Genomic DNA, 26,902 nt, shown 5'->3' on the forward strand with positions numbered 1-26,902 from the left:
CTGTTTGTTCACGTCACACCTCGAAAACCCGTAAGATCAGCACAAAATTCGTCGCCACCAGGGCCAGCAGAGCGAAGGAAAGGGCAGAGACATCCACTGCCCGCCAGAGCAGCGGCCTCGGCTTGTTGATAGCCGATATGCCGCCGGCGATCGGAAGGCCGAGATCCTCAAGCTCCATCAACGAGTGGAAGGAACGATCGAACTGCTTGAGCACCAGCGGCAGACCGATCCCAACGCAGAGCCCCAGTGCCAATGCGGCGGTGGCCAGCATCTGGCGCCTGGGGAAAATCGGATTCAACGGCACGACGGGAGGATCAACGATCTTGACCTTGGACTTGTCACCGCCGGAATCCGCGGCCTCGGTCAGACGCATCGCTTCATACCGCCGCAACAGCTCGGCATGGCCGTTATAGGCCTCCTCGTACTCGCGCTTGATGGTGACGTAGTCGTTCAGCACGTTCGGCTTTTCGCGGCTCATGGCCTGGAGGCGATCGCGCTCCTGCGTCATTGCGGCCAGGCGTTGTGTCAACAAGGCAGCGGCGAGTTCCGCTTCAACGATGTCGTTCTTCACACGCTCATAGGTAGGATTGGGGATCACGCGTGCGGCCGTATCGACAGCGTTTACGCCAAGACCGCTGGCTCGCAGGCGAGCAACCAACTCGCGCGCGCGCACAACATCAGGATTCTGCTCGGTGTAGCGTAGCCGCAGCGCTTCAAGATTCAGTTCGGCCCGCGTCAGGTCCGGACTGGCGGCAACCGTGGGACCAGGACGCGCGCGCGCCCCATCCGGCGCCACGCTGAGGGCGGAGGGCGTGTTCATAAGTTCCTTTTTCAAAACGACAAGCTTCAACCGATTATCGGCGAGCTGCGTCTTCAGCGACGCCACCTGCGCGATGGCAGTGTCAAGATGCGACAGACCGCCTGCCGGATCCGGCAGCAGATCCGCATAGCTGTCGTAGAACTCTTTCTTACGTACTTCCGCCTTCTTCAACTTCTCTGCGTAAATATCGATTTGCTCGGAGAGAAAGCGCCGGGCGCCATCGATATCGTTGCGGCTCGACGCCGACCTGCTCTCAATGAAGATGGCAAGCAGGCTGTTGACCACCTCGTAGGTCCGCACCGGATCACTGTCGCTGTAAGTCACCGAGAAGAGGTTCTTGGCAGGTGTTACCACCTTCACCTCGTTGGCCAACCGATAGGCCAACATCTGCATCGCCGCCGGACTGGCGACACTCGACTTAAGGCTCGTGCGCGCGATCAGTGTCTCGATGTTCGGGCGACTCAGCAACGTACGGTGCAGCATGTCGATCTGGTTCGCAGGCGCGCTTTCCAGCCCGATGCCTTTCAGCAGCGGGGTCAGCACCACGTCTGAATCGATGTAGAGACGCGCGCTCACCTCATATTTGCTGGGGATCAGCATGATCGCGCCCCAGCAGAGCACACAGATCAACCATGCCAGCACGACCGACCACCAGCGGTGGCGCCATGCCATCGTCAGGTAGGGGTAACAGAGCGCGCGGATGTTGGACATGTCTTCCTTAGAACCGACCCTGTGGAATAACCAGGATGCCGTTGGGCTCCACCTCCATGTTCTGACTGACGTCACCGTGCTTCAGCAGGTCAGCGCCCCGCACCAGGAAGGCACCATTGTCCGTGGCGCAGTCGGTCATGCGCCTGACCATGATCATGACGTCAAGGGCGGCAATGTGGTCACGACAGGCGATCGCCGGTGGCTGTGTGACCTCATTGATGACGAACACCCGCCTGTTGAATGGCCTCTCGAACGTCCCGCCAATGACAGGGACCTTCGGCTCCTTGGCATATGCCGCCGGCCGCCCGGCCATGTCGGCCGCTGGCGCGCCCGGCGCTTTACCAACCGCAGACATCCCGGAAACGAGCGGAGGGCGATACAGCCTTCCGGACGCACCGGCACCTCGGTGCTGAGCTGCGGCGTGTCGCGGACGACGATCTGTCGCTGGCGCCAGACATCGATCGCGTATGCATCGGGCTGAACCGCTGCCTTCGCGACGGCAATGCCCTTATCTCCGTGAGCAGTCAGCACGAAGCATCATCCAAAGCAGGATTTTCGCCACAACTGGCAAACACTATCAAGATCACAACAGATATATTTGGAAAAAAAGTCATCATTGTTTGCAAGAATCGTGATACCGCGTTCTCGAATGAATAGTATTGCTATTATTTTATCTAAATCGTTTCGGTTGACTGCTATTCATACGCCGCGCGACCGCCAGGCCTGGAGGTGGCGACGCGCTGCGTATTACACTCGAGCAGGGCTCGCATCTTGGGCGCCTGTGCCAGGGGTTGCAGGTAACTTGCCTTGGCACCCCAACTGCCATAGCGGGTGCCCTGCTGGCTGACGCTCGAATAGGCGCAAAACAGCCGGCAGCCGATCTCCTGGTGCAGGCGCAGATCCTCCACGTAAAGGTCATACATGCCGGGATTGACCTGAGCGGCAGCAAGCGCAGGGTTGTAGGGCAGCTCTTCCTGATTGGCTGGCTGCAGATGCTGACCACCTTCGTAGACAGCGTAGCCGAGGCCGTATACCTGCGCGATGCCAGCCTGAGCGCGCGTCCATGGCATCGTGTCGCGCTTCAAGACGCGGCGCATATCGGCTATCACGTCATCGGCACTCAGCTTCGCACCCTTGGCGGCCCAGGCGGCATACTCGACCTCGCCTGGCCCGAAATAGCCGCCCGGGGCAAGCACGTCGGCTCCCCCGTTCCGGGCGCACCATTCAGCAGTGCGTCGCGCCGCGTCGATGTAAGCGTGCTGCACGGTGCAGGCTCGCACCAGCCTTGCCCGATCGCGTCCGGTCCACTCGCGCTCCCAGATTGCGAAGGCCCGCCGGAACAGTGCGCCGATACGCTCCGGATGCGCCGTGCCGGCGCGGGTGCCCTCGTCTTCCCAGGGCTGTACGCCCTTCGCCTTGACCATGTCGCCAGCAAGCGTCGAGCGTAGCATCCAATGGCTCTGGATGAATCCCCAGTTCCAAAGCTCATTGGAATATTCGAGGTAGATCGGCAGGCGCGGGTCGAGTTTGGCTCGGGTGAGGCGCGCGTATTCGGCGATATACTCGTCGCTTGCCCGGTGGGGGATGCACAACCACGGCGCCACTCCCAGCATGTTGGCCAACTCGAGCATCACTTCGATGGCAACCCCCCCCGAGAAGCGATAGTCGAATGCGCTCGGCGGCGGCCCCCACGTCCCGTCGGGATCGCCGCTTATGCCCACCATGGTGTAGAAGTCCGGGCGTTTGCGGCGGCCCCACTCCTCCTCCAGGGAGCCGTTGGTCACCGCCCAGTCCATGAAGCGCAAACAGTGGAAGGAACGGCAGAAGTCGAGGAACTCCGGCAGGAACGGATTGGCAGCGAGATCGGCTTTCTCGTCCTCGATCGCCACGATGCGGATGTTGCGCACATGATCACCCCGCTTGGAGCGGGTGATCACGATGCCTTCCAGAAGGGTGGGATTGTGCTTCATGTCAAGCAACACACGCCCGGGCTGCGCGCTCAGCACCGTTGTGTTCATGACACCGGCGAAGCTGCCCGTGCCTTCATGCAGAAGCACGTAGCGTCCCGGACGTCGCACGTTCGGCAGCACCGTGAACGGAACCTGCCATTCGGAGGATGCCGGCACGCGGATAGGTGCTTCAAGGGGATAGCCGTTTGCGTCCAGCTCGAAATGTGCAATCTGCTCGGTATCCCAAGGACCGCAGCATTCAAGGTTCGTGGTGAGCCAGGGCCGCGCCCCCCACATCAGATTACGAAATGGAAAGCCGGGATCATAATCGGCGATGCCTGAGAGGTTCATGCCGATCGGCAAGCGAGGTAGCGGCTTTCGCTGCTCATTCGCGGTTGCGCCCTTGGCGCGCCCAAGGCCGCCTGCAACGCCAGCGGTCGCCAGGATGCCTGTCGTGGTGATCACGTGCCGTCGCGTCGGTGCCACCATCCCTGCCTACCGGACGATCTTCAGGTTGATCATCGCTCTTTCACCCATGGTGGATGACCCTGCGCTGCCGCAGCTGCCGGGTCGGTGCAACAGGCGCGATAAGATCGAGCGCAATAGCAATGTGCAAGGCCAAGAGAATATCACCGCCTGGACCCTGGAGAGTACGCCGAACCGGCTCAGTGCGGCGCACGGTACCACAACGTCGAACACGCGCCCAGCACCTGTTGCCATGGCGAGCACGCGACCGTCTGGCACGGCGATCATCTTGAATTCACCCCACCCTGTTGCCGCTAATTCGGACAGGGACGACTTCGCGAGCACCAAGGCGATCGTATCAATGAGCAGGTGTCCGTCGTTATGGGCAAGGATACCAACCGTCACCAGCAGGCCCCCTCCCCTGCCATTGAGACGGATGGCGACGTCCCTGATCCGGCAGCAACCTTGCTGAGGCCCGAGGCCAGCGCAAACGAAAAGTATGAGGAGATGTGCATCGTCAGAGCGTGCAGCGATTACAGCCACGGCTCGGGCAAATGCCGAGCCTCGCGCAACATTATGGAACCGCAATCTGGCAGCAAGTCGCTGAACACACTTACCATGCCTGGTGTGCCTCGTGCGGGAACCGCTCCGGTGACGGGCAGCAAAGCATCAGAAACAAATGACCCGAGCAGAGCCACCAGATCGAGACAGTAATTCGCATGGATTGAGCTATCCGTCGCCTTCCCGCTCATCATGGTCATACCCAGGCGGTCGGCGTCCATATGCGCCAAGGGGACAGATCTGGTTCATCGGGGGTACACCGTATGCGCTCATTGTCCGTCCCTATGCGCATGCTTGCCTGATGTGCTTCTGTATAATATTGCCTTGCAATGGATTGATCGCCTACGTGCGGGAGGCTTTCGCGGAGCGTGATGTGCTTCGTCCGGCTTACGAGGGAGCTATGCTGGAAATTGGGTGACGGCCCGATCAGGCGGCGGTCTGCACTGGGGCCTCGATGACCTCAAGGCCGTTGCGGAATCTGACACCTCGGACGACCTTCGGCAACTGGTTCTCACCCTTCAGGCGGCGCCATGTCTTGGCAGCCATCATCACCAGTTTGAAAACCATGAGGCGGGCAGTGTCCTGCGAGAGCGCGCCCTTGGTCCGCACCGTGCGTAGGCGAACGGTGGCGAACACGCTTTCAATCGGGTTCGATGTGCGCAGATGATCCCAGTGCTCGGCTGGGAAGTCGTAGAAGGTCAGCAGTGCGTCACGGTCTGAACCGCCCCGGGATTGCCGGAGGCTCCAATCCTTGAGAGGATGGAGCGATGGAGAAGCGCAAGACATCGACGCGGTATTCGGCGGAGGTTCGTGCCCGCGCGGTGCGGATGGTGCTGGAGCATACCGACGAGCACGGCCCACAGTGGAAGGCGATAGCCTCGATTGCGGCCAAGATCGGCTGTACGGGGGAAACGCTGCGAGGCTGGGTACGGCAGGCGGAGCGGGACCAAGGGCTGAAGCCAGGTGCAACCACGGAGGAGCGCGAGCGGATCAAGGCTCTGGAGCGCGAAGTTCGTGAACTGCGGCAGGCGAACGAGATTCTGCGTAAAGCATCTGCATATTTTGCCCTGGCGGAGCTCGACCGCCGGTCCAGGACATGATCGCGTTTATCGACGATCACCGTGACGCCTATGGGGTCGAGCCGATCTGCAGGGTTCTGCCGATCGCCCCATCGACGTATCATGAGCATGCTGCGCGACGCGCCGATCCCGGCCGCGCACCAGTTCGTGTTCGCCAGGACGTGTTTCTGCGTGTGCAGATCCGCCGTGTGTTTGACGAGAACTTCAAAATCTACGGGGTGCGCAAGGTCTGGCGGCAGCTGCAACGAGAAGGGATCGATGTCGCCCGCTGTGCGGTGGCGCGCCTGATGCGTGAGATGGGCCTGCAGGGCGCGGTGCGAGGAAAAACGATCAAGACCACGACACGTGATGCAGCGACGCCATGCCCAGCCGATCGGGTGAACCGGCAGTTCGGGGCACCACGACCAAATGCCCTGTGGCTCTCCGACTTTACCTATGTGGCAACTTGGCAAGGCTTCATCTACGTTGCCTTTGTGATCGATGCGTTTGCCCGTCGTATCGTCGGTTGGCGAGTTTCCCGCACCGCGCGTGCGGATTTCGTTCTCGATGCACTCGAGCAGGCTCTGCACGATCGTCGTCCGGTCCCGAACGGCGGCCTGATCCACCACAGCGACCGTGGCGTCCAGCTTGGGTTCAAGTGGTCGTCGCAACACCCGTGTGCGCCGATCTCAGCAGTTCGTCAAATGCCTCGGCAGGCGTTCTCCATCCAAGTGTCTTGCGCGGCCGGCTGTTGAGCGTCGCGGCCACTGCGGCGAGAGCTGCCGCGCTGTGAGTGCTCAGGTCCGTGCCCTTCGGGAAATGCTGCCTCAGCAGCCCATTGGTGTTCTCGTTCGTTCCGCGCTGCCAGGGGCTGTGCGGATCGCAGAAATAAACCTGCACGCCAGTGTCGATCCGCAGCTGCGCATGCTGGCTCAGCTCGGTGCCCCTGATCCCAGGTCAAGGATCGCCGCAATTGCTGAGGCAAGCTCGCGATCGTGCGTGTAATGGCGCTGCGTACCGCCTCGGCTCCATGACCGGCGAGCGCAGGCCCGTTCTTCACGCGATCGCCGTCTCCGTGGCCCGGCATGCGAGGCAGGTGAAGCAAGATGGTGAACCGTGTCGTGCGCTCGACCAGCGTACCAATCGCCGAGCTGCCCAGTCCCAGGATAGGTCCCCCTCCCAGTGTCCCGGCACCGCCCGGTCGGCCACCTCTGCCGGACGTTTGCTGATCATGATCTCGGGGGTGACGTGCGACTGGCCCCGTCCGCGGCTGCGCGCCCGTGGCACGCGGAGCGCCCGCCCCGTTCGCAGGCAAGCGGTCAGCTCGCGCCGCAACGCGCCGCGGCCTTGCACGTAGAGCGCCTGGTAGATGGCCTCGTGGCTGATGCGCATTGTCTCGTCACCAGGAAAGTCGAGCCGCAGCCGTTGGGAAATCTGCTCGGGGCTCCACGCTCTTGCCCAACGGCGGTGCTGCCTGGGCCCGTGCCGACGCCCCTTCCAGGGCACGACCGGCCCGCAAAACGCGGCCCCGACCGGGCCAGCAACTTCGCCTGCCAATCGGTCCTGAACATATTTCCGCAGGACCGGGTTCGCCACCAGCTTCGCACGCTTCGGACGGCGCGCAGCCCGCTCGGCATGCCACTGCGCCGTCGTGGCCCGATACTCCAGACCACCGCCGCGCGTCGCGGCATTGCGGCGCAGTTCACGCGAGATCGTCGATGCATTTCGCCCCAGTCGCCGGGCAGTCTCCCGCACCCCACAGCCCTGAGTCCGCAACAGCGCAATCTCCTCGCGTTCCGCAAATGACAGGTACCGCTCCGACAGCGGCTTCGATGATGGTGCAAGTATTTTCGGTGCCATGCCACCCGCCTCTCGGAACCAGCGGGCACCCACCGCCTGCGACACGCCGACCTCTATCGCCGCTGCCTCACTCGGCCGCCCCAATGCGATCGCCGCCCAGAACCGCCTCCGGTTCTCGCGCTGCGCCACACCCGGCCGGCCAGGTGACCGCTTCAATACGGCACGTAGTGCCCGATCCGAGCGTCGGCGCCTACTCCTCATCGCACCCCCCCCTTATACCAATGCCCACGGGTCAGAACCGATGTGCCCAGTCGCGTAGTCCGATGGACATGATCCGCCAAGGCTGATCCATGAGCCTGTTCCACGCGTCGCAGCAGTGTTCGACGATAGCCTCGTAGGAGCGGAACACTAGGTTCGAGAGCCAGTTGTCACGTAGGAATTGCCATATATTCTCGGTGGGGTTGAGCTCAGGGCATTTCGGCGGCAGCGGCACCAAGGTGATGTTGGACGGCACCACGAGGCGCGCTGAGGTATGCCATCCCGCCTGATCGAGCAGCAGCACGGCATGTGCACCAGGCGCCACGGCGGCGGCGATCTCGACCAGATGCAGATTCATCGCATCGAGATTGCATCGGGGCAGAACCAGCGCTGCCCCCTTGCCCTCCCGAGGGCAGATGGCGCCGAAGATGTAGGTGGACGCCGTGCGCTGGTCCTGGGGTGCAGAGGGTCGAGTACCCCGTCGGGCCCAGCGGCGGGTGAGCTTGTTTTTCTGGCCAACCCGGGCTTCGTCAGCAAACCAGACCTCTATTCGCTCAGGGGCGATACCCGTCTCGGCGGCGATTTCCTCCAGACGGGCCGGGAAACTTTTTTAAAATGTTCGATTGCTCCTTCGGCCTGGGCATGATGGCGCGGCCGAACCGACAGCTTGCGAAAGCCCATCGCCCGCAATTCCCGGCTTATCGTTTGCCGCGACACCGATATCTGGAATTCTTCCCACACCCACTGACACAGATCGATTTGCCGCCAGCGCACCACACCGTGCACCGCCGGGATCGGCCCGCTATCGATGACCGCCGCCAATGCCGCACGCTGCTCGGCAGTCAGCAGAGGCGCTGGCCCCGGCCGCTTGGGATCGATCAGCCCCGCCGGACCAGCCGCGTTGAACTTCACCACCCAGTCTCGAACGATCTGCGGCGTCACCCCGCCGATCTTCGCCGCCTCCGTTCGGCTCGACCCCTCGTAGATCGCCGCCAGTGCCAACAGACGTCGGGCTTGTCCCCCGTCCTTCGCGGCCCGGGCCGCCGCACGGACCGACATCGCGTCAAAATCACCTCGCAAGAGCAGGGGGCGTGTCATGGCGAACCTCCTTCGTTCGCCATCTTGAATCCGATCTCACCCGCGTCGGGCAACCCCCAAACGAGTTGTCATCCACGGGCATTGGTATAACAGGCCCTAGCCAGTTCAACGTCGGCCAGCACGCCCTGTGTTGGATCCATGCCGAGCGGCTGGTGCACAAGCTGGAGACGTTCACCGACCAACAGCGCGCCGCCCAGCAGATCGTCCGCAGTCTGATCTGGTGATACTATGCCGATCTGAAGGCCTACCGCCGCGATCCAACCCCACGCCGGCGCAGCGAGCTACGAGCCCGCTTCGATCGTATCTTCCTGCGCACCACCGGCTTTGCCACGCTCGATCGCCTGCTGCAGCGGCTGCACGCCAACAAGGCCGAGTTGCTGATGGTGCTCGATCACCCCGAGATCCCGCTCCACACCAACGGGTCGGAGAACGACATCCGCTGCCAGGTGACCAAGCGCCAGGTCAGCGGCGGCACCAAGACCGACACCGGGCGCAACTGCCGCGACGCCTTCCTCGGGCTCGGAAAGACCTGCAAGAAGCTCTGCGTCTCCTTCTGGGACTATCTCGGCGCCAGGCTCGGCGTGCCCAACGCGCCAGTCATTCCCCCCCTCGCTGACCTCATCCGCTGCCGCGGTCAGCCTGCCTGATCAGCCTGCTACCCGCGGTTTTGCCCCGGTTACCCAGGCTGAGCGGAACCCGTTGGTGACCTTGCGGAACACCACGGAGGGCCGGATTTCCTGCTCGCTAATGTTGTTGGTCGGCGGAACGCGCCGGTCATGCAGGAAGACGAAGAACTTGTTTCGCCAGGCTTTGATCTGCCGCTGCAATTCGCGTCCGGCCGGATGAGCGGCCGGTATGCCGAGCAGGCGATCCAGGCGCCGCTCGGCCTGGCCGGCGTAGACGGCGAGCGTGCTGTCCTTGAGGGATGGTCGACGCTTGCCGATCCGGATCGCCCAGCGCAGATGGTCGCGGATCTTCGGAGCGCACACCGTGTCGCCGCAGTCGATGGCGTATTGCACGTCACGCAGGACGTGGGCGAGGCAGACCTGATGGGTCTGGCCCAGTTCCTGCTGCCCGGCGTAGCGATCTGAAACCCATACCTCGGGCCGGTGGCCATCGAGCACCGCCTCGGCCACGGCGCGTCCCCGCCCTGGCGCGATCTCGTGCAGGATCGCCTGCTCGGAGACGAACACCCACTGCCAATGGGTGACGCCGTCGATGCGGGTGGTGGTCTCGTCCGAGGCGATGACGCGGGCCTGCAGCAGCTTCGCCTTGATGGCCGCGCAAGCCGTGTCGAGCTTGCCTGCCATCCGGCGGAAGGCATTGGCGATCGCCCCTTCCGAGATGGAAAGCCCGAACAGCTCCTGGCACATCCGCGACAGGCGCTCGAAGCCGACGTGATGGCTGTGGTGCAGGTAGGCCAGCAGGGCGTGGATCCCCGGTCCGAACGGCGTGCCCGGTGGCATGCCCGCCGGCGTCGGGGCGCGATAGCGCCGGCCGCAACCGCGACACCGTCCGCCGAACACCTCGACCCGCGTCACCTCCGGGCGCACGGCGGGAAGGTCGACGTGGTCGTAGCGCTCGCGGCACTGCTGCGCCGTCTCGGCCACGGCCGCCCCGCAATGCGGGCAGGCCTCGACCAGGCAGCGTTCCGTCTGATCGGGCGTGTCCGCCAGCGGCCGCGCCGCCCCAGGTCGCGAGGGGCGGGGTTTGCGCGACCGCTTCCGCTCCCGGTTCTTGTGCCCCGGGCCATCCTGGGACGGCGGAAGGCTGGAATTCGACGACGTCTTCCGCGGTTTGCCGACCAGCGCTTCCAACTCGGCGATCCGTGCCGCCATGCGCTCAATCAGCGCCGCCTGCTCCAACAGCAGCGCGTCCTTTTCAGCCTCAGTCAGCCGGATGCGAGGAGGGGTCGGCATCCAGATTTTGATTCATATCTCCGGCATTATGGAGCTGCCGCCACGAGCGAAATCAGCCTTGTACTCCTGCCGGGCTTCTGGCAGGAAAGGGTTGGGATCATTGCAGGTGGCTGGCCATGGCGCAACATTTCCTGCTTTCCGCGGCGGCACGCTCGCTCAGTACGGCGAAGGTCATGCGCATGTCGGATAGCGGCGTGGTGAACGTGTTCGTGCGCCTCCGCTGGCCTGAAACCGACGGCAAGCCGGTCTGCCCTGGCTGCGGCTGCATGATCTGCTACGCCTGCCCGAGATCACCGGACCGGCCGCGCTGGCGTTGCAAAGCGTGCCGCGGCGATTTCTCCATTACTTCGGGGACGCTGTTTGCGCACCACAAGCTGCCGTTGCGCACCTATCTGCTGGCCGTCGTCGCGTTCTGCAACGAGGTCAAGGGCCACAGCATGCTCGCGCTCTCCCGTGAGCTCGATGTCCAGCATAAGACGGCATTCGTCCTGGCGCACAAAATGCGCGAGGCAATGGCGTCCAGCACGAAGGCGTTGCGCATCGGCGGTGCAGGACGTGAGGTCGAGCTCGACGGCGCCTATTTCGGCGGCCATGTCCGGCCAGCCAATCTAGCGGCGAACCGGGTCGACCGGCGACTCGCCGAGAACCAGTCGGGCAAGCGCCAGGTCGTCGTGGTGATGCGCGAACGCCGCGGCCCCACGCTGGTGCAGGTGGTGCCGGCCGAGGAAGCTGTGCTGCCGATCATTTCCCAGCGGATCGCCCAAGCCACCGAGCTGCATGCCGACGAGAGCCCGGCCTGGAACAGGCTGCATGCCCACTTTCCGATGCGGCGTGTCAACCACCAGGAGGGCTATAGCATCGGGGGCGCCTGCACCAACGGCGCGGAGTCCTATTTTTCCCGTCTGCGCCGCAGCGAGCTGGGGCACCACCACCACATCGCCGGGCCGTATCTCCTCCGCTATGCCCAGGAAGCCGCCTGGCGGGAAGACGCGCGGCGGTGCGTGTCAACGTAGTTGCCGCTTGTCTCTCGTAACGAATATTCCCCTATCCCGACTGTGCTGACGGTGCGTGGTTCGGATGTGGCTCACCTCCAACCAGGGCTGAGCCTGGCCACGGGGCTCGCTGCGGGGAAGGTCCGGTGCTCGCCGTTCTCGCCATGCTCGCAGTGCTGCGCGTGGCTCCGAGCGGCTCTGCTCCTCTCTTCCCCTTCGCTGCGCGCCGTGGCCGGGGCACTGCCAGGTCGGGACGGGAAAGCAGGTGCACCGATCGAACCGGAAAGCGGGATTTTTGAGACGGCGAGCTGGATGGCCGTGTCGCGCTCCGGGTTCAGCGTGACTGCGCCGATCGGGGTCCAGTTGCGGGTGTGCCGGCTCCAGCGCCGGGGGTTGCGTTCGCGCGCCGCCTGATAGGGACTGCGTATTCCGACGAAAACAGCCGGCGATTCCGATCGAAGCCAGCCACCTGTTCCGGGCTCTCCCGCACTTTGTGTGGAGTGGTGGTGAAGGTGGGGCCGGATCCCCATTTATGAGGCTGGCTGTAACCCCCGGAGTTCCTTGTCCAAACGCATTTTGCCGCTGATCCCGCCCGGCCTCATGGTTGAGCGGGTCGTGCCGTCCCCCGACCGGATCACCATCGTCACTACGCCGCGCGCCCCGACCGCGGCCTGTCCGACCTGTGGACAGACCTCTGCCCGTGTCCACGCCCGCTACCAGCGGCGTCTGCAGGACCTGCCATGGCAAGGCCATCCGGCCGTGCTTCTGGTTCGGGTTCGCCGCTTCCGCTGCGCCAATCCGATCTGCACGCGCCAGACCTTTGCCGAGCCGCTGGGAGCCGTCGCCGTCCGCTCGGCACGCCGCACCGCGCGCCTGGGCGAGGTTCAGTGCCAACTCAGCCTCGGTCTCGGTGGCGAGGCCGGGGCACGGATAGCTGGGCGGCTGGCCATGCCGGTCAGCCCCGATACGCTGCTGCGCCTGGTTCATCGCGCCGCGGTTCCCCAACCTCCACCGCCCCGCGTCCTGGCGGTGGATGACTGGGCGTTTCGGCGTGGTCAGAACTACGGAACCATCCTGGTCGACCTGGAGCGCAACAAGGTTGTGGACCTGCTGCCCGACCGCGAAACCGGCACGCTCTCGGCCTGGCTACGGCGCCACAATGGAATCGAGATTGTCGCGCGTGACCGCGCCGGCGCCTATGCCGACGGCGTACGGCAAGGCGCACCGGATGCATTGCAAGTCGCGGATCGGTGGCACCTCCTCCGTAATCTCGGCGAAGCCCTGCAGGGTGGAGTTGATCGGCGTCGTGGTGCTGTCCGTCGGGCCGCAAACGCTGTCTCCGAAAAAGTCGCCATTCCAACGGAGGCTGAACCGAGACAGGCGACGCGCGAGGAGCGCCTGCGGGCGGACCGACGCGACCACCGTCGTCTTCGCTACGAGGAGATGGTCCGGCTGCATCAGCTGGGCCTGCCCGGTCGCGCCATCGGCCGTGCTGTCGGCGCCAGCCTACCTACGGTCTATCGCTGGCTGAAGACTGGAGGGCCCCCCACACACAACAAGCCGGAGCAGCCGCGAAACATCGGGCCGCACGAAGCCTATCTCGCCCGCCGCTGGGCGGAGGGATGCCGCAACGGCGCACAGCTCTGGCGTGAACTCCGCGCCCAGGGTTACCGTGGCGGTATGCGCAGCGTCGTGCGGTGGACCACGCAACAGCGCCGCCAGGAGGGCACGGGAGAAGCGGAGACGGTCCGTCGCATCTCGGCGTGGCCCGCACCGTCGTCCCGCCGTTGCGCGCGTATCCTCGGCACCCCACCCGACCGGCTCGACGACACGGAGAGGGCCTTTCTCGCTCATCTCGCCGGCATCGCACCCGACCTGATCCGCGCTGGTGAACTGGCCATCGCGTTCGCCGACCTGCTGCGCGAACGGAGCCCTGATGGCAGCAGTGCCGATGCCGCGCTGGAGAAATGGATGGAGATGGCGCGTGGAAGCCTGCTGGGCGGCTTTGTCCGTGGCCTTGAGCGCGACAGGGAGGCCGTGGTTGCCGCCATCTCCACGCCCTGGAGCACCAGCCCTGCAGAAGGACAGATTACACGGCTGAAGGCGATCAAGCGCGCCATGTACGGCCGCGCTGGTTTCCACCTGTTGCGACAGCGCGTTCTGATGGCCGCATGACCGGAAACGAACCACACAAAGTGCGGGAGAGCCCAGAATCACTGGCTGCTTTGCGTCGGAATACGCCTGATAGACGGCATGACGGGTGCCAAGCAGGCGGCGATCCTCACCGGCATGGCGCTGGGCGGGGGTGATGTAGCGGATGCCGCTGTGCCGATGCTCGTGGTTGTACCACTGCACGAACCACACCGCCCATTCCCGCGCCGCCGCGAGGTCGACGAATCCCGCCACCGGGAACTCGGGGCGGTATTTGGCGGTGCGAAACAGCGCCTCGGCGAAGGCGTTGTCGTCGCTCACCCGCGGGCGCGAGTAGGAAGGGCAGATGCCCAGCCAGTGCAGCATCGCCAGCACCGTGGTCGCCTTCAGCGTGGCGCCGTTGTCGCCGTGCAGCACCGGCCGGGTCGGCATCGCATGCACCCCTTCCGCCAATGCCGTGCGCCGGACCAGATGGGCGGCGTGCTCGGCGGTGTCGCTGTCATGCACCTCGAAGCCGACGATCTTGCGGCTGTAGAGGTCGAGGATCAGGTACAGATAGAACCAGCGGCCCTGCACCGTGGCCGGCAGGAACGTCACGTCCCAGCACCACACCTCGCCGGGGCGGCTGGCGACGTGCGTGGTCGGCGGGCGCGAGGCCCTCGGCAGGTTGGCCCGGCCGCGACGCTTCATCTGGTCATGGGCGCGCAGCACCCGATGAAAGCTCGATTCGCTGGCGATGTAGACCCCCTCGTCGGCCAGCATCGGGACGATCCGCGCCGGCGGCAGGTCAGCGAACCGCTTCTCGTTGGCCACTGCCACGATCCGCGCCCGCTCCTCGGCGCTCAGCGCCTGCGCGGGCACCGGGCGTTCAGCCTGCGGCCGGCGATCGACGTGCACCCCGCCCGCCGCCGTATCTGCGCCGGCGCGCCACCGCTGCCGTGTCCGCGGATCGATGCCCGCCTCGGCACAGGCCACGCGCAGCCGCGCCCCGGCCGCATGCGCCCGGGCAACCTCCTCCAGCAGGGTTTGGCAGTCTTCCCGCGAGGTCATGCGTCCTCGCCGTCCCCGAAGACCGCCGCCAGTTTTCCCCGCATCACCAGCAAGGCCGTGGTCTCCGCCAGCGCCTTGTCCTTCCGATGCAACTCCCGCTCCAACTCCTTGATCCGCCGCCGGTCCTGCCGGGTGTCGGCGACACTGCCGCCGCGCGGCTCGCCCAGCCCGGCCATGGCGTCGCGCTTCCAGCGCTCCAGGTCCGCCCCGTAGAGCCCGTGCTCCCGGCACCAGGCGCTGCGGCTCGCCTCGTCCAGCGACGCCGTGGCGATCACCGCTTCCAGCCGCGCCGCCGACGTCCATCGTTCCGCACCACCCGGCCCCGCGCCAGATTCGGCCAACGCCGTCGCCCGCCACCGCTCCAGCGTCGCCACGCTCACGCCCACCTCACGCGACACCGCCTCCGCCGCCGCGCTCTCCGGCGGCAGCAGTCGTGCCACCACCCGTCGCTTGTACGCCTCTCCGTATCGAGCCAATGCCCTCGTCCCGCGCCCCCATCGCCTCATCCTATCCAGGCGGCAACTTCAGTGACACAGGGGGCGCGGCGCGTCAGCAACGGCGAGCAGGTGCATGGGGTGGTCCGCCTGGCTTTGCGGGGCCGGCCATCGATCGACTTCTGCGGCTATTGGCAGCGTTCCCGGGCGGCCTGACGTACCCGCCATCTGACCACGCCGGCGGTCTCGACCCGCTCGATCGTGTCCTTGGCGCGGTTGAGCGATGCCAGAACGATCTTCTGGATCAAGGCGTGCTGGCAATCGTCGCTGAGCGAAATGCTCTTCAGCTCCGTCATCCGCTCGACCACCTCGCGCGTCGTCATCGGCTGCGGCGCATCGCGCAGCACGTCGTAGATCAGCCGAAGGCATTCACCAGGGCGGAACCAGGCATTGCATCGCCGCCGCTGTCGAGGGCCGATCTCCTCGGGCCGGGTTTCCGGATCGAACAGCCGCATGGTGACATCGAGATGCATCAGGGCAGCGCGGTGCTCGCCCAGCTCCCGCTCCAGGCCTTTCACCAGCCCCGCCAACTCGGAGCGCTTGTCACGCAATACACGGATGACATGCTGCTCGGCCACCGCCACTCTCCTTCCGCATACCAGTGGGACGAGAGTAGATAGCCGATCTCAGAACGCGAACCGGCCAGCGGTGGCTTGTGCTACATGATACCGCAATGATAGGCTGTAGCTGCCGCCGCACCAGCGCCTTCCCAGCAGCATCAATCCCGTGGACCTGGAAGACATTCTTTGCCAGATCCAACCCGATCGTTGTCACCTCGCTCACCGGTCGCTCCCATGGTGGTCCCTTCGACTGCCGCAGCTTCCCACAACTCAGACAGGAAGGAAGGGCCGTCCACCACATCACCTCAGTAAACCGAACCTCCATTCGTTCATGAGGCATGCCCTTCTCGGCGATGATTTCATCCTGACAAGCAAATGGACTTTTTAAACTGCTCGATTGTTTGTTCGGCCATGGCATGACGGCGTGCAGCTTTAACTCGGACACGTAGGTCCAAAGGATGTCAGAAACTATGCAATAACAGACTCTGCAGATTCCCGCTTGCCTTTTCGCTCGCCGATTTTATCGATAACAAGCGGCAGGGGATCGCCAAGCGCCTGCCACAAACTGCCGCGCGTAGCAGCCGAACGCAGCGGGCGTGCGTCAAACCGTAGGAACCGACGCAGCGCCACGCCGAGCGGATAAAAGATGCCGTCCACCAGATCGGGAACCGCAGCGACAGCCGTTGGTTCGATCGCGGCATCCAGTCCAATCGCAACGAAGTTCAGACCACACCAGTGCGCCGCATCCACGGACGCCCAGAAGCGTGGGTTGCATTCAATCAGTCGGATGCCGCCGTCACGGAGATCCGTACGAGCGTCGAAATGAGCCACTCCAGTGAAGCGCGAAGCTTCCACGATACGCCCGACTAAGTTGGTCAGCATGGAATGGTCGCAGAACACGATTGCATCTTCGATGCGTCGCTGCACTGCTGCTGCCAGCACTCGCCCATCGACAGCCAGGACACTGCAATCGATATCGTCGCCAGGAATGAAGGACTGTGCGATAAGGTTACCGTAACGATAGCCTGGATTCCCGATTACCCGCTGTTCAAGATCCGCGGCAGAGTGTGCGATCACCACGCCGTCCATATTGCCCTGGTCCGTCGGCTTGACCACCAATGGGTAGCCAAACCGGGTCCCTAAAGCCGCCGCCGCTAAACAGGTTTTGTCACCGACCCAAATGGTCTGAGGAACCGGCACATCAATACTTTTACAAAAACAATAAAAATTCCATTTTTCCGCAAGCATGTCGAAGCTTCGTGCGTCAGGCAACGGAAACACTGGCACCCTCAGGCCAGGCGCCACCCGTATCAGGGCCCGTGTGGACCAGTAATCACCCGGAAGAACAACGGATGCCCCCGTGCATTGAACTGCGTCCTCGACTGCGGCGGCGAACGATTCAAATGGTCCATTCGAAGGTATGTCAGTCAAGGTGAAGCTGGCAGTGTAACGGGAATGGCGCAGGTGCGCTGCCTGCGGCCCGCCAAGGATATGAACGCGCAGCCCGGCACCAATACAACAATGAAGCACTTTCAAAGCGATACCGGACTGCTCGGCAACCATCAGCACGTCACGCACGGGCAGCCTGATCCGCATCGTTGCCATTTTGCATCCTGCATTTTGGGTTCCCAGGACATCATCCTGTCCGTTAGTTATACCCCTGTTCACGCGAGAATCCGAAAATTCGGGATTGTGTAGCAGGCACCACCAATGAATGAGCAGGTCTCCGGATCCCGGACAGTTGGATAAGGTTGGCCCAACCAGACAAGGAACGAGCGGATAGGTGGGCAATGGAAGCGCTGCACGGCGTCGAGCAAGGTGGCACTGGCGTTTTCCATCAGATACCACCGGACGGCCACCTGCATCGCATTGGGGCAATGCCATGGTAGCCGCCTGGGCGTAGGCACACACGTAGCCGCGTGTGATCATGGTGATTCCGGCGCACCGGCCAAACCATGCCCGCACGGTCTCAACCGTGCGATCGGAAAGAAGATCAATGATGCGGTGTCGTTTCATATCACAAATGATGAACCCGTGGCAGTGCCCACGGCGCCAGGCCGGTCCTCAAGGCGGATCACTCGGGGCGCTGGGTGAGATGCGAGCGGGGCCGTACGAACCAGGCGCAGCAGGGTGTCATCGCCGATCGGCATGGCAAGTCGCGCCGCCAACCGCGCTCCCGGCTCGCCGCCCAGCGACAGTGCGATCTGCCGTTGGCTGTTTGCAAGCCGCATGGTTCGCCGCGCCCTGACCGCGGCGAGTTCAGGCAGCCGTTCGGCAAAGATCCAACGGAACAGCTTGGGGTGTCACAGCGGAAGGGCCGGCCCCGCACCTGAAGGCCAGCAACATGGTCCTGAAGCGGCAAATCGGCCAGGGTACGGAGATAGCGGCTGTGCTGCCGTCTCGACCGCCTGCCACAGTCAGGACACGGCGCGGATGCCAACTTCACGTCGGCATGAAGGGTGATGTCGTCGGGAATGAGCAGAACCGGACGGACGGAAAGCCTCGGCAGAAAAGCCGGGAAAAGAAAAGGGCGACTTGTAGGTTCAAAACGGCAAAGATGCAGCCCATATATGGCAACTGCACCAGAGCATCCAACCCATCTGCACGGAAGACGCGGAAGAACCCTTTTGAAGCCGAACCACAAAAGGCCGTCCCCCACATCACCTCACAGTCTCTGACAACCATCGGATCAGTGCGGGATGCCGAAGATAAGTCCAAAAAACCAGTTATAGGCCTGGCCCAGCGCACATCCCAGCACCAGCATGGGTATGCCGACAAGCTCGGACCGGTAATCCTGAAGCCCATGGCGTATCTTGAAACGGATGGCGAGAGGCCATGTAATGAACTGGGTCAGGATGACGGCGCCGAGCGCACCGTTGAAGCCGAACAACGCATATCCTGTCGGCAACGCAAGCACCATCGTAGCGGCGCGCAGCGCGTTCCACCCCGCGAGCACCCGCGCCTGACTCTGCATTATGCAATACTGCTCGACCACCATGTAACGCAATCCGATCAATCCGAACGAAAGCGCGGAAAGTATGCTGCCAACACTGGCATAATGCTGATTGTAGAGCAGCCCCGCGATTGATGGTCCGGCCACAAACAGAAATCCAGCGGTGCTGAAGAGAAACAGGTCGGACTGCAACTGGAAGCGCAGAAAGGCACGCCGCAACCTCTGTTGGTCCTCACGGCTCACCTGGCTCAGGCTGGGCAGCATCACCGATGAGACCAGGGCCAGGAACAGGGTCTGGACGACACCGAGCAGGATCGTGGCAATGGCGTAGTAGCCGACCGTTCTGGCGTCCACGATGCCGCCCAAAAGCAACTTATCGCCGCTCTGGATGAAGAACCACAGCGCGGAACTCGCCATGATCCACCGGCCGAACTGGATCAGGTTGCGCACGCACTCGCGATCCCAACGGAAACGCGCCTTCACCCCGGGCAGCAATACATGGCTTCCCACGATCTTGACCAGGCCGGAGATCGCCGCCCCGGCAACCAGAGCCCATACAGACCTGAAGCTGTAAGCCAGCACGATTGTACCGATAAGGCCCACGGCCTGGCTTCCCAGCTCCAGGAGGGTCAAGCGCACGAGATGGAGCTGGCGCTGCGCCTGCCGTATCTTGATCGATTCGAACCCCGCCGCAAAAGTGGTCAACGCAAACGCACAGAGGATAAAGGGCAAACGTGCGTCACTATAGACCGTCCCGGGTTCAAACAGCCCCAACCACGTGGACGCGTACACCGCCGCGCCACAGGTCGCACAGGCCAGCCCGATGCACAGGCTGCGGACGACCTGCATCGTCCAGGCTGTCTGGAGGAACACGGGGTCATCTCCCCGCCGACTGACGAGGACATTCTGGTTAATGCCCAGATCCGACAGGAGCGCCAACCCGGTCGAGACGGCGTAGACGATCGCGATGACACCGAAAGCCTCTGGGGGCAGCAAACGGGTGAGCAGCAAATTCCCGCCCAGTCGGATCGCGCTACCAACCACCTGCTGGATAACGACGCAGATGCCCGCCCCCAGGACACGACGGCCCAGCAGTTGCCGTCGGCCGGCGACTGCAACGGTTGTTTGCCCGCTCACCCGCTGCTTCCGACCAGCAGGCAGCTTCGAGCAGGCACCTCCTTGGCAGAAGCCCTGTGTCGCTGGGCATAGCGGACGCACAAGCTGGCGGTAAGGAGATACGCTTTGCCGATAGCGGCAATGCTGCCAACCATGGAGATGATAACCAGCATCATAACGATCGAGCTAAAAGGGAACTCTTTGATGCGCTCCGCCTCCGGGTCGTCGATATCGTGATAGATTCTTACGACGCGGTGCATTAGCGAAAGAGCGACCTGGGGGGAAAGCGAAAAGCCGATACCTCGCATGGGAGTACGATCTGCATAAGAGGTTTCACCACGTCGATGATGGCTTGCTCCTGCCGCATTTTTTCCATTAGCAAGTTACTGACATAAGAAAATCACCGGAAAGGGAATTTGGTACAGGAAGCTCCATATGGCTGGGCATCACCGTCCTCGTGGATCCGCCTCCGCGTAGGCATCAGGCGCGTGCAGGAATGCTGCACTCCCTGGGGAGGCACGTAGAACCCGCGCCGGCACGCCAACCACGACGGCGCCCGCCGGAACATCGGCGAGTACCACGGCATTGGCGCCAACCATCGCATTTGCGCCGACGGTGACCTTACCCAGGACCACTGCCCCGGCGCCGAGGCTTACGCCCTCCATCAGGACAGGTGCCTCGTTTGGAGCGTCCAGGGTTCTCAGGCCCAATGTGCAGTTCTGTCGCAGGATGCACCGATCACCGATGATCGCCGCCCCATGGACGACGATGCCACCCTGATGTTCAATGATCACCTTGCGCCCAACCCTTGCAGAGTACGGCAGCTCTATGCCGTAGACGTTGCGGCAGAATCGGTAAAGAGCGCGATAGAGTATGGAAAACGGCGCCCTCAGCAGCTTGCTGCGGATCCCCATGCGCCACACACCGAACCGATAGGCTGCGAGCGCGCGGAAGCCTGGCCGCGTCCAGTCACGGCCATTGGCCCTGTAATCCTCGCCGATTACCGAGAGCAGTTCCCCGACACGCACGACGCTACTCCTTATATGCGTAACTCGACACTCCCTGAAGCTTGCCCAGAAAGACACTGCGAGCAAATGCGGCCGCCCCCTGAAGCTGAGCAAACTTATCGAGCATGATCAGCCCCCCCCAGCGTGTCGCAACGAGCAAGGGCTCTCCCTGGACCAAGCGCTGATGGACCATGCGCAGCAGTTGTCCTCCCCAAAGCAGGGCGAGCAGCGCAGCGAGCAGCGCCACCATCGTACTTGCGCAAACGATTCCGACCAGAAGGGCGATGACACTGCCGAGCGCCACTGCATCCCAGAAGAGAAAGCTGGCAAGATCACGAAGCCAGCCTGGATCGGCATTGATGCGATGACGAAAGATAAGTGCGGCGAAAGCGTGTCCACCCCGGGCTGAACGCTTCCACCACTGCCTGAAGCGCGAAATTGCGATATCGTGTACCGTCATCTCCGCCGGTGTCCGGCAAATCAACCAACCGGCACCGCGCAAGCGAAGGCACAGATCTGGCTCCTCTCCGGCAATGAGCCACTCGCAGTAGGCCTTCGCGTCCATAACTGCGCCGGCACGTAGCATGACGTCACCACCACAGGACGACACGATGCCGACAGGCACGTCCCACTCAGCGTCGCAGATTCGGTTGTAGATCGTAGCGGTCGGAAACCGCTCGCGCCGACGTCCAAAGACCGCCGCGAATCGAGAATTCGCTTCTAGTACGCCTCTTGCATGCGCGAGCCATCCTTCGCTCAACTCACAGTCGCCATCGATCATCTGCACATAGGCGATGCCAGGATGAAGCTCGAGCGCGCGCCGCAAGCCAACGTTGCGCGCGCGCGCGGCCGAAAACGCTGGAGGTGTCGCGAGTTCGACGACATCAAAGCCAAGCTCGCGCGCAAGCTGCGCGCTGCCGTCTGTGGAGGCAGAATCGACATAGATTCGGCAGGAGAGAGCAGGAATCGAGGTGAGGCACTTTCGCAGGCGCTCCCCCTCATTGCGGCCGATGACCACGACCGCCACATCGGGAATCATCTCAATCCTTACCTCGCCCTTCCCTCCGCCGTTGCCAGATTCGGGTTCTATTTGCTGGCTCTCCGTCATGGGAACCGGCATGGTTGAGGTGTTCGCGCTGACCGATCCTGACAATGACGGTGCCTCCCTTGTATGTCGAAGTCGCCTCCGTCGTCTGGCAGTATCGCAGTCTGAGAAGCCGTCAGCGTCGGCATCGTTTGCTGCAGTCCCAGGCGGGGCCGCACCGCCGAAGGCGTGCTATTTCGGATCAGAACAGTCTGCAAGTGGGCTATAAATGGCCATGCCGCCATCGCACTGAGCATCACCATCAGCACACACCAAATGCGCTTCTCGTAATGAATTTTATTTTTGTCATAATATTAGTGCAATTTCGAAAAATCACCTTCGCCGCCATGTCGATCCTACTCCGCCGCCTCCTCTCGGTCCCGACGACCACGATGATCTATTTGTCGAGAGCACTGAAACGTCCGTTCACATCATACCTCGCAGATCCACAGCAATAGGACAGCGTAAATGCCTCCAAGCAGGAGAATCATGAAGGAAAGCGATACGACGCTCAGGCATTGCGAGATCAACGAACGGGACCCATCTATTGCGGAAATACCGCCTGCAATCGGAAGATCGAGCACTTCAAGTTCCATCAACGAGTGAAATGAACGGTCGAACTGCTTAAGCAGAAGCGGAAGGCCGATTGCGCCTAGACAGGCAACAGCGAACACGGCGGAAACGAGCGTTTTCCGCTTCGGAGAGACCGGATTCAGCGGCACGACCGGCGGATCCACGATCTGTGCCCTGATCTTGTCGACGCCCGTGTCTGCAGCCTCGGTCAGGCGCATGGCCTCCCGGCGCCGTAGCAATTCAGTGTAGCCGTTATAGGCCTCTTCGTATTCGCGCTTGATGTTGACGAAGTCGCTCTGCACTGTTGGTGCATCACGGCTCATGACCTGCAGTCGGTCGCGTTCCACCGTGGCAGCCGCCAGGCGTTGTTCCAGGGAGGCGACGGCAAGCTGGGTATCAACGAGGTCTCGTTTAACCCGCTCGTAGACAGGGTTTGGCACAACACGATCCGTGGTTGCGGCACCAGCCCCCAGGCCAGTTGCACGCAGGCGGCCGACGAGCTCTCGGGCACGGACAACGTCGGGATGTGTATCGGTGTAGCGCAGCCGCAGTGCGGTCAGTTCGAGTTCCGCCCGCGTTAACTCGGGGCTGGCCGTGACGCCAGCAGAGGCGGCGGCAGATTTCGTCCCGTCCGGAACGAGCTTCACCGCGGAAGGTATGGTAGCAAGCTCCCGCTGCAGAACTGTAATTTTCACTTTTAGCTCAGCGAGTTGCGTTTTCGCCGCCGAAACCTGCGCGATCGCGTTGCTAAGCCTGGAAGGCCCGCCCGTCGGATCCGGAAGCAGGTCCCCGTAGCGGTTTTGGAATTCGGTCTTCCGCGCCTCCGCCTTCCTGAGCGTTTCTTCGTAGATGGCGATCTGCTCCGCCAGGAACTGCCGAGCAGTGTCGAGATCGTTGCGTGTCGCCGCCGTCCTGCTCTCCATGAAGATCGTGAGTAACGTGTTCACCACCTCGTAGGCCTGGGTCGGACTACCGTCGCTGTAGGTCACGGAGAAAAGATTCTTTGTGGGTGTGACGACCTTCACCTCGGCGGCCAGCCTTTGGGACAAACTCTCCAGTGCGGCGGGGCTGGTGCCCCTGGATTTGAGGTTCGTGCGCGCGATCAGAGCCTCGATGTTAGGTCGACTCAGGAGCGTGCGGTGCAGCAGGTCGATCTGGCTCCCAGGAGCACTCTCGAGAGCGATGCCCTTCAAGAGTGGGGTAAGTACCGCGTCCGCATCGACGTAAAGCCTGGCACTGACCTCATACTTGTTCGGGATGAGCATGACAGCGCTCCAGCCGATCAGGCAGACCAGGCAGGCCACCGCGACGGACCACCAGCGGTGGCGCCATGCCATCGTGAGGTAGGGATAGTAGAGCGCACGAATGTTCAGCATCCAGGTCTCTCAGAACCAGGTCTGCGGGATGACGAGCGTATCGCCGGGCTGCACCTCGACGTTCTGGCCGATATCGCCGTCCTTGAGCAAGTCGGCCAGACGGACCGGGATGTGCTCCTGGCCTTGGGTGGTGTTGCGCAGGATGAAGGCGCGGTTGCCGGCGGCGAATCGTGTCAGTCCCTTAACCATGATCATCGTGTCGAGAACGGTCATGTGATCGCGATAAGGAATCGCCTGCGGCTGCGTCGCCTCGCCGATGACGCGAACCTGGCGGTTAAACGGGCCAACAAAAGTGCGCACGATCACCGTCACATTCGGATCTTTAACGTACTCCTTGAGCCGTTCGGAGATGTCCTGCGCGAGCGTCCCCGGTGTCTTGCCTGCCGCCACCATCTCGGGAGCAAGGGGCGTGGAGATGCGGCCGTCTGGACGAACGGGCACCTCGCTGCTGAGCTGCGGCGCGTCGTAGACGAACACCTGCAACTGGTCACCGGCGCCGATGATGTAGCTCTCCTTCTCGTCGGAGAGCGCCGCAGTTGTGGCACTCTTCTCAACCGGGCTTGTCACGGTCGTCCGGTCGCGCGAGGCGACACCAGGACTGCAGGCAGTAAGCAGAACCAGTGCCAGAAAGCAGGCCGGATGAAGGTCGGTCATCATGGTGGTTCCAGGAATGGACATGGCGTGGTCTGAACGAAGCTCCGGTTCATCACTCAGTGCGTCAGCCACGGTGGGAGACGCAATTGAGATTGCCGCCGAGCAACGCTCGTATCTTGAACGCATGCCGCAACCGTTGCAGATAACTTGCTTTGGCGCCGCGGCTGCCGAAGCGGGTTCCCAGAGGGCTGGTGCTCCAATCGGCGCAGGCCAGGTGGCATCCGCCATCCCGATGGCGCCGCATGTTTTGCGGAAAGGAGCCGCACTTCACCGGCCATCAGCTTGGCTTGCTTCATTTCCGGACAGACTGTACCGACGAACCTTGCCTGACTCTCCCACGCGCGGGCTTTCTTCGCTTTCATCAGCCGGCCGTCCAGTGGCAGACGTGAAACCCAACGACACCAGAGGAAGGGCCCTTTCGCCCTCCAGAGCTCCGTTCGTCACCGCCCGGTCCATGAAGCGGAAGCAATTGAACAGGCTGCAAAAATGAGGGAGGCCGCGACACTCCCGGTTCGAGGCAGGCCAGCCCCGTGCCCCCCACGTCATGCCCCAACAACGAAAGCCGCAGTCGCAATCGACAATGTCCGCGGAATTCATGCCGATCGACAAGCAGGACATGTCGCAGCAAGGCCGGTTCAAGGGCGGAGTGATCAGTCCAAGGCACGTTGTTCCTGCTGGCATCGCCGTCGCGAGCATGGCAGTCGCCCGTGAAATCAGATGTCTGTGCGTCGAAGCTGGCATGATTCGATTCTACCGAGGACACCACGTGTTTTGGCGTTGCCTTACCAATAATGAATGGCCTTGCCGCGCCGAAGCTGCCGGTTTGCCGCATGGAGCACGATGAGTTCAATGACGAACGCGCCGAGCAGAAACGGGACAAGGTGCAGTACACGCCAGACTGGACGGCGCGAGAGGATGCCGAATCGGCTCCACACCCGCTCGCGGAACATCCCACGTGGAAGCGCCCACAGGCCACGATTGGCGATGGCGTTGGCGACCAACCCCTCGAACCAGGTTGGACGTTCCTGGTTTAACCTTCTGATGAGGTCGCCCGCACCAAGTCCCCTCGGGTCAGTCAGGAAGTGCAAAACATCCCAGCAGAGATACACATTGACAGCGGTTCCGATCACGAGCCGCACCTCATGGCGGATGATCGCCCGCACGCTATTCAGACCTTCGTAGTAATGAGCCGCATCCGCCGCTCGCCTGATGCGGCTGGAATCAGGGGCCACCCGGAAGCCATCCGTCGTGATGGCCGCCGCCAGGAATCCATCTTCACCCGGCAACCCGCGAGGCATCCAGATCGCCCGCAGCGTATCGCCGCGTGCGCAGTAAAAGCTGCCGGCCAAGCCCGGCGGTCTTTCCAATCTCTGCGCCGACAGTTGGACCAGCGCCCGCTCCAGCAGATTGGGATGCGCCTTACGCACCAGGTCGTTCACCGGCAGGTCAACGACGACATCCCCCTGGCGGCTGACCAGCAGTTGAGCGATGGAATTCTCGATGGTATGTGTCGTCACGAATTCGATATCGGCGTCCATCATTACAAAAATATCAGTCGCCGGATCCGCAATTTCGTGGATCAGCTCATTCCAGGCAGCGCTCTTTCCGGGTCGGGAAAGCGAAACGACCTTGTATCCGACCTCGATCCGGGACGAAGCTGTCTTCGCCTCGGCGAGTGCTCGCTCGGCGATCGCGGCCGTCGCATCGGTACAACCGTTCGGCACGACCACGATTTCCAGTCTAAGCGAAGATTCGACGGTGTTGCCGGTCAGGATCGATTGGGCAAACAGGGAAGCGATTGTCGCGCCAAGCCTGCGCTCTTCGTTATGGGCCAGGATCCCCACGGTCACCAGCAGGCCCGCCGCGGAGGCTGCCCGTGGATCCGATGAAAGCGTGGCCGGATGTCTCGTGATATCGGCGGACCAGGCACCTGAGTCGGGCAAAACAGGAGGCGGCCGCTGCATCATTCCGATTTCCAATAACAAGAATGAAAAGCATGGCCAGGACCGGCGCACAGCATGTTTGACTTTTCTCCGCCCAGGGGTTCTCCGGGTGGGCACCAGGGGTTCATCCCGAATTGGCCCCAACCTGCCCGCCGCTTCCGCCGAAACCGGTGGGCAGCCCCAAGCTGGCCGCTTCGCGCGTTCGGCGCAGCCCACACATCGTCTGGCGCTGAGGCAAAAACAGCCAACTGAGTTCCGAATATCTGGAAAAAGCGCTTCATGACCGCGAAATATATAGTCACGCCGGTGC

Annotated in this window: 18 protein-coding genes, 6 pseudogenes and 1 other annotated feature; of the genes and pseudogenes, 4 read left to right on the forward strand and 20 right to left on the reverse strand. The window is 62.9% G+C overall.

The features are described from left to right. Nucleotides 1-13: 13 nt before the first annotated feature. The 5 genes and pseudogenes from NBY65_RS01200 to NBY65_RS01220 form a co-directional block, all read right to left on the reverse strand. Nucleotides 14-1,531 (reverse strand): XrtA system polysaccharide chain length determinant, encoded by a 1,518-nt coding sequence (locus NBY65_RS01200; protein ID WP_150045188.1) that lies wholly within the window; start codon nt 1,529-1,531, stop codon nt 14-16. A 7-nt stretch (nt 1,532-1,538) separates the two neighbouring features. After that, nucleotides 1,539-1,886: a hypothetical protein gene (locus NBY65_RS01205; RefSeq protein ID WP_150045189.1), complete on the reverse strand. Its 348-nt coding sequence runs from the start codon at nt 1,884-1,886 to the stop codon at nt 1,539-1,541. A gap of 340 nt (nt 1,887-2,226) precedes the next feature. Next, nucleotides 2,227-3,945 (reverse strand): hypothetical protein, encoded by a 1,719-nt coding sequence (locus NBY65_RS01210; RefSeq protein ID WP_203330721.1) that lies wholly within the window; start codon nt 3,943-3,945, stop codon nt 2,227-2,229. A gap of 30 nt (nt 3,946-3,975) precedes the next feature. Then, nucleotides 3,976-4,350, reverse strand: coding sequence for a hypothetical protein (locus tag NBY65_RS01215; RefSeq protein ID WP_150045190.1), 375 nt, complete (start codon nt 4,348-4,350; stop codon nt 3,976-3,978). Between the two features lie 582 nt (nt 4,351-4,932). Continuing rightward, nucleotides 4,933-5,223 (reverse strand): annotated as a pseudogene (locus NBY65_RS01220) (transposase); the annotation flags it as partial. A gap of 50 nt (nt 5,224-5,273) precedes the next feature. Here NBY65_RS01220 and NBY65_RS01225 point away from each other — a divergent pair. Further along, nucleotides 5,274-6,211, forward strand: a pseudogene (locus tag NBY65_RS01225) (IS3 family transposase); the annotation flags it as partial. Next, nucleotides 5,561-5,677: a sequence feature (AL1L pseudoknot), on the forward strand. (Overlaps the previous pseudogene by 117 nt.) A 7-nt stretch (nt 6,212-6,218) precedes the next feature. On the opposite strand, the pseudogene NBY65_RS01230 reads toward NBY65_RS01225, so the two are convergent. Together NBY65_RS01230 and NBY65_RS01235 are read right to left on the reverse strand one after the other, a co-directional pair. Further along, nucleotides 6,219-7,625 (reverse strand): annotated as a pseudogene (locus tag NBY65_RS01230) (IS30 family transposase). A gap of 31 nt (nt 7,626-7,656) precedes the next feature. Continuing rightward, a protein-coding gene (locus tag NBY65_RS01235) for an IS630 family transposase (RefSeq protein ID WP_150045868.1) occupies nt 7,657-8,720 on the reverse strand; the annotation gives its coding sequence in 2 pieces (ribosomal slippage) (nt 7,657-8,228 and nt 8,228-8,720; 1,065 coding nt in all). 236 nt (nt 8,721-8,956) lie between these two features. Here NBY65_RS01235 and NBY65_RS01240 point away from each other — a divergent pair. Further along, entirely contained in the window at nt 8,957-9,367 is a 411-nt protein-coding gene (locus NBY65_RS01240; protein ID WP_408904183.1) for an IS66 family transposase, read from the forward strand. 24 nt (nt 9,368-9,391) lie between these two features. Here the strand turns inward: NBY65_RS01240 and tnpC are convergent. Further along, nucleotides 9,392-10,639, reverse strand: a pseudogene (gene tnpC, locus NBY65_RS01245) (IS66 family transposase); the annotation flags it as partial. A gap of 116 nt (nt 10,640-10,755) precedes the next feature. Here tnpC and NBY65_RS01250 point away from each other — a divergent pair. Together NBY65_RS01250 and NBY65_RS34030 are read left to right on the forward strand one after the other, a co-directional pair. Beyond that, nucleotides 10,756-11,652, forward strand: a complete 897-nt coding sequence (locus NBY65_RS01250) for an IS1595 family transposase (RefSeq protein WP_250265613.1) — start codon at nt 10,756-10,758, stop codon at nt 11,650-11,652. Nucleotides 11,653-12,231: 579 nt separating this feature from the next. Beyond that, nucleotides 12,232-13,806 carry an ISL3 family transposase gene (locus NBY65_RS34030; RefSeq protein WP_408904184.1) on the forward strand — a complete coding sequence of 525 codons (1,575 nt, stop codon included), beginning with the start codon at nt 12,232-12,234 and terminating at the stop codon, nt 13,804-13,806. A gap of 69 nt (nt 13,807-13,875) precedes the next feature. Here NBY65_RS34030 and NBY65_RS01260 read toward each other — a convergent pair. The 12 genes and pseudogenes from NBY65_RS01260 to NBY65_RS01310 form a co-directional block, all read right to left on the reverse strand. Next, nucleotides 13,876-15,308, reverse strand: a pseudogene (locus NBY65_RS01260) (IS3 family transposase); the annotation flags it as partial. 146 nt (nt 15,309-15,454) lie between these two features. Further along, entirely contained in the window at nt 15,455-15,904 is a 450-nt protein-coding gene (locus tag NBY65_RS01265; protein ID WP_250265615.1) for a hypothetical protein, read from the reverse strand. A 103-nt stretch (nt 15,905-16,007) separates the two neighbouring features. Beyond that, nucleotides 16,008-16,109 (reverse strand): annotated as a pseudogene (locus tag NBY65_RS01270) (IS110 family transposase); the annotation flags it as partial. Nucleotides 16,110-16,354: 245 nt separating this feature from the next. Further along, nucleotides 16,355-17,464 carry an ATP-grasp domain-containing protein gene (locus tag NBY65_RS01275; protein WP_162530370.1) on the reverse strand — a complete coding sequence of 370 codons (1,110 nt, stop codon included), beginning with the start codon at nt 17,462-17,464 and terminating at the stop codon, nt 16,355-16,357. A 496-nt stretch (nt 17,465-17,960) separates the two neighbouring features. Then, nucleotides 17,961-18,545 carry a transposase family protein gene (locus NBY65_RS34035; RefSeq protein WP_408894704.1) on the reverse strand — a complete coding sequence of 195 codons (585 nt, stop codon included), beginning with the start codon at nt 18,543-18,545 and terminating at the stop codon, nt 17,961-17,963. A 30-nt stretch (nt 18,546-18,575) separates the two neighbouring features. Next, nucleotides 18,576-19,976 carry an oligosaccharide flippase family protein gene (locus NBY65_RS01280; RefSeq protein ID WP_162530371.1) on the reverse strand — a complete coding sequence of 467 codons (1,401 nt, stop codon included), beginning with the start codon at nt 19,974-19,976 and terminating at the stop codon, nt 18,576-18,578. After that, entirely contained in the window at nt 19,973-20,263 is a 291-nt protein-coding gene (locus NBY65_RS01285) for a hypothetical protein (RefSeq protein WP_162530372.1), read from the reverse strand. Before NBY65_RS01285 ends, NBY65_RS01280 begins: the two co-directional genes overlap by 4 nt. Before the next feature lie 138 nt (nt 20,264-20,401). Continuing rightward, the gene (locus NBY65_RS01290; protein ID WP_203330354.1) at nt 20,402-20,983 is read right to left on the reverse strand and encodes a serine O-acetyltransferase; all 582 of its coding nucleotides are present in this window, start codon (nt 20,981-20,983) and stop codon (nt 20,402-20,404) included. A gap of 4 nt (nt 20,984-20,987) precedes the next feature. Next, nucleotides 20,988-22,070, reverse strand: a complete 1,083-nt coding sequence (locus NBY65_RS01295; RefSeq protein ID WP_162530373.1) for a glycosyltransferase family 2 protein — start codon at nt 22,068-22,070, stop codon at nt 20,988-20,990. Nucleotides 22,071-22,477: 407 nt separating this feature from the next. Continuing rightward, nucleotides 22,478-23,995, reverse strand: coding sequence for an XrtA system polysaccharide chain length determinant (locus tag NBY65_RS01300; protein ID WP_150038930.1), 1,518 nt, complete (start codon nt 23,993-23,995; stop codon nt 22,478-22,480). 9 nt (nt 23,996-24,004) lie between these two features. Next, a complete protein-coding gene (locus tag NBY65_RS01305) occupies nt 24,005-24,652 on the reverse strand; it encodes an XrtA/PEP-CTERM system exopolysaccharide export protein (RefSeq protein WP_239002642.1) in 648 nt (215 codons plus the stop codon). A gap of 779 nt (nt 24,653-25,431) precedes the next feature. Further along, nucleotides 25,432-26,616: a glycosyltransferase family 2 protein gene (locus NBY65_RS01310; protein WP_150038931.1), complete on the reverse strand. Its 1,185-nt coding sequence runs from the start codon at nt 26,614-26,616 to the stop codon at nt 25,432-25,434. Between the last annotated feature and the right edge of the window lie 286 nt (nt 26,617-26,902).

Source organism: Rhodovastum atsumiense (assembly GCF_937425535.1).
Lineage (GTDB): Bacteria > Pseudomonadota > Alphaproteobacteria > Acetobacterales > Acetobacteraceae > Rhodovastum > Rhodovastum atsumiense.

Coding starts and splice junctions, on each gene's coding strand:
- NBY65_RS01250 (WP_250265613.1), top strand. CDS start 10,756: ATGGCGCAACATTTCCTGCTTTCCGCGGCGGCACGCTCGCTCAGTACG.
- NBY65_RS01285 (WP_162530372.1), bottom strand. CDS start 20,263: ATGCGAGGTATCGGCTTTTCGCTTTCCCCCCAGGTCGCTCTTTCGCTA.
- NBY65_RS01205 (WP_150045189.1), bottom strand. CDS start 1,886: ATGTCTGCGGTTGGTAAAGCGCCGGGCGCGCCAGCGGCCGACATGGCC.
- NBY65_RS01305 (WP_239002642.1), bottom strand. CDS start 24,652: ATGATGACCGACCTTCATCCGGCCTGCTTTCTGGCACTGGTTCTGCTT.
- NBY65_RS01295 (WP_162530373.1), bottom strand. CDS start 22,070: ATGACGGAGAGCCAGCAAATAGAACCCGAATCTGGCAACGGCGGAGGG.
- NBY65_RS34030 (WP_408904184.1), top strand. CDS start 12,232: ATGGTTGAGCGGGTCGTGCCGTCCCCCGACCGGATCACCATCGTCACT.
- NBY65_RS01310 (WP_150038931.1), bottom strand. CDS start 26,616: ATGATGCAGCGGCCGCCTCCTGTTTTGCCCGACTCAGGTGCCTGGTCC.
- NBY65_RS01300 (WP_150038930.1), bottom strand. CDS start 23,995: ATGCTGAACATTCGTGCGCTCTACTATCCCTACCTCACGATGGCATGG.
- NBY65_RS01200 (WP_150045188.1), bottom strand. CDS start 1,531: ATGTCCAACATCCGCGCGCTCTGTTACCCCTACCTGACGATGGCATGG.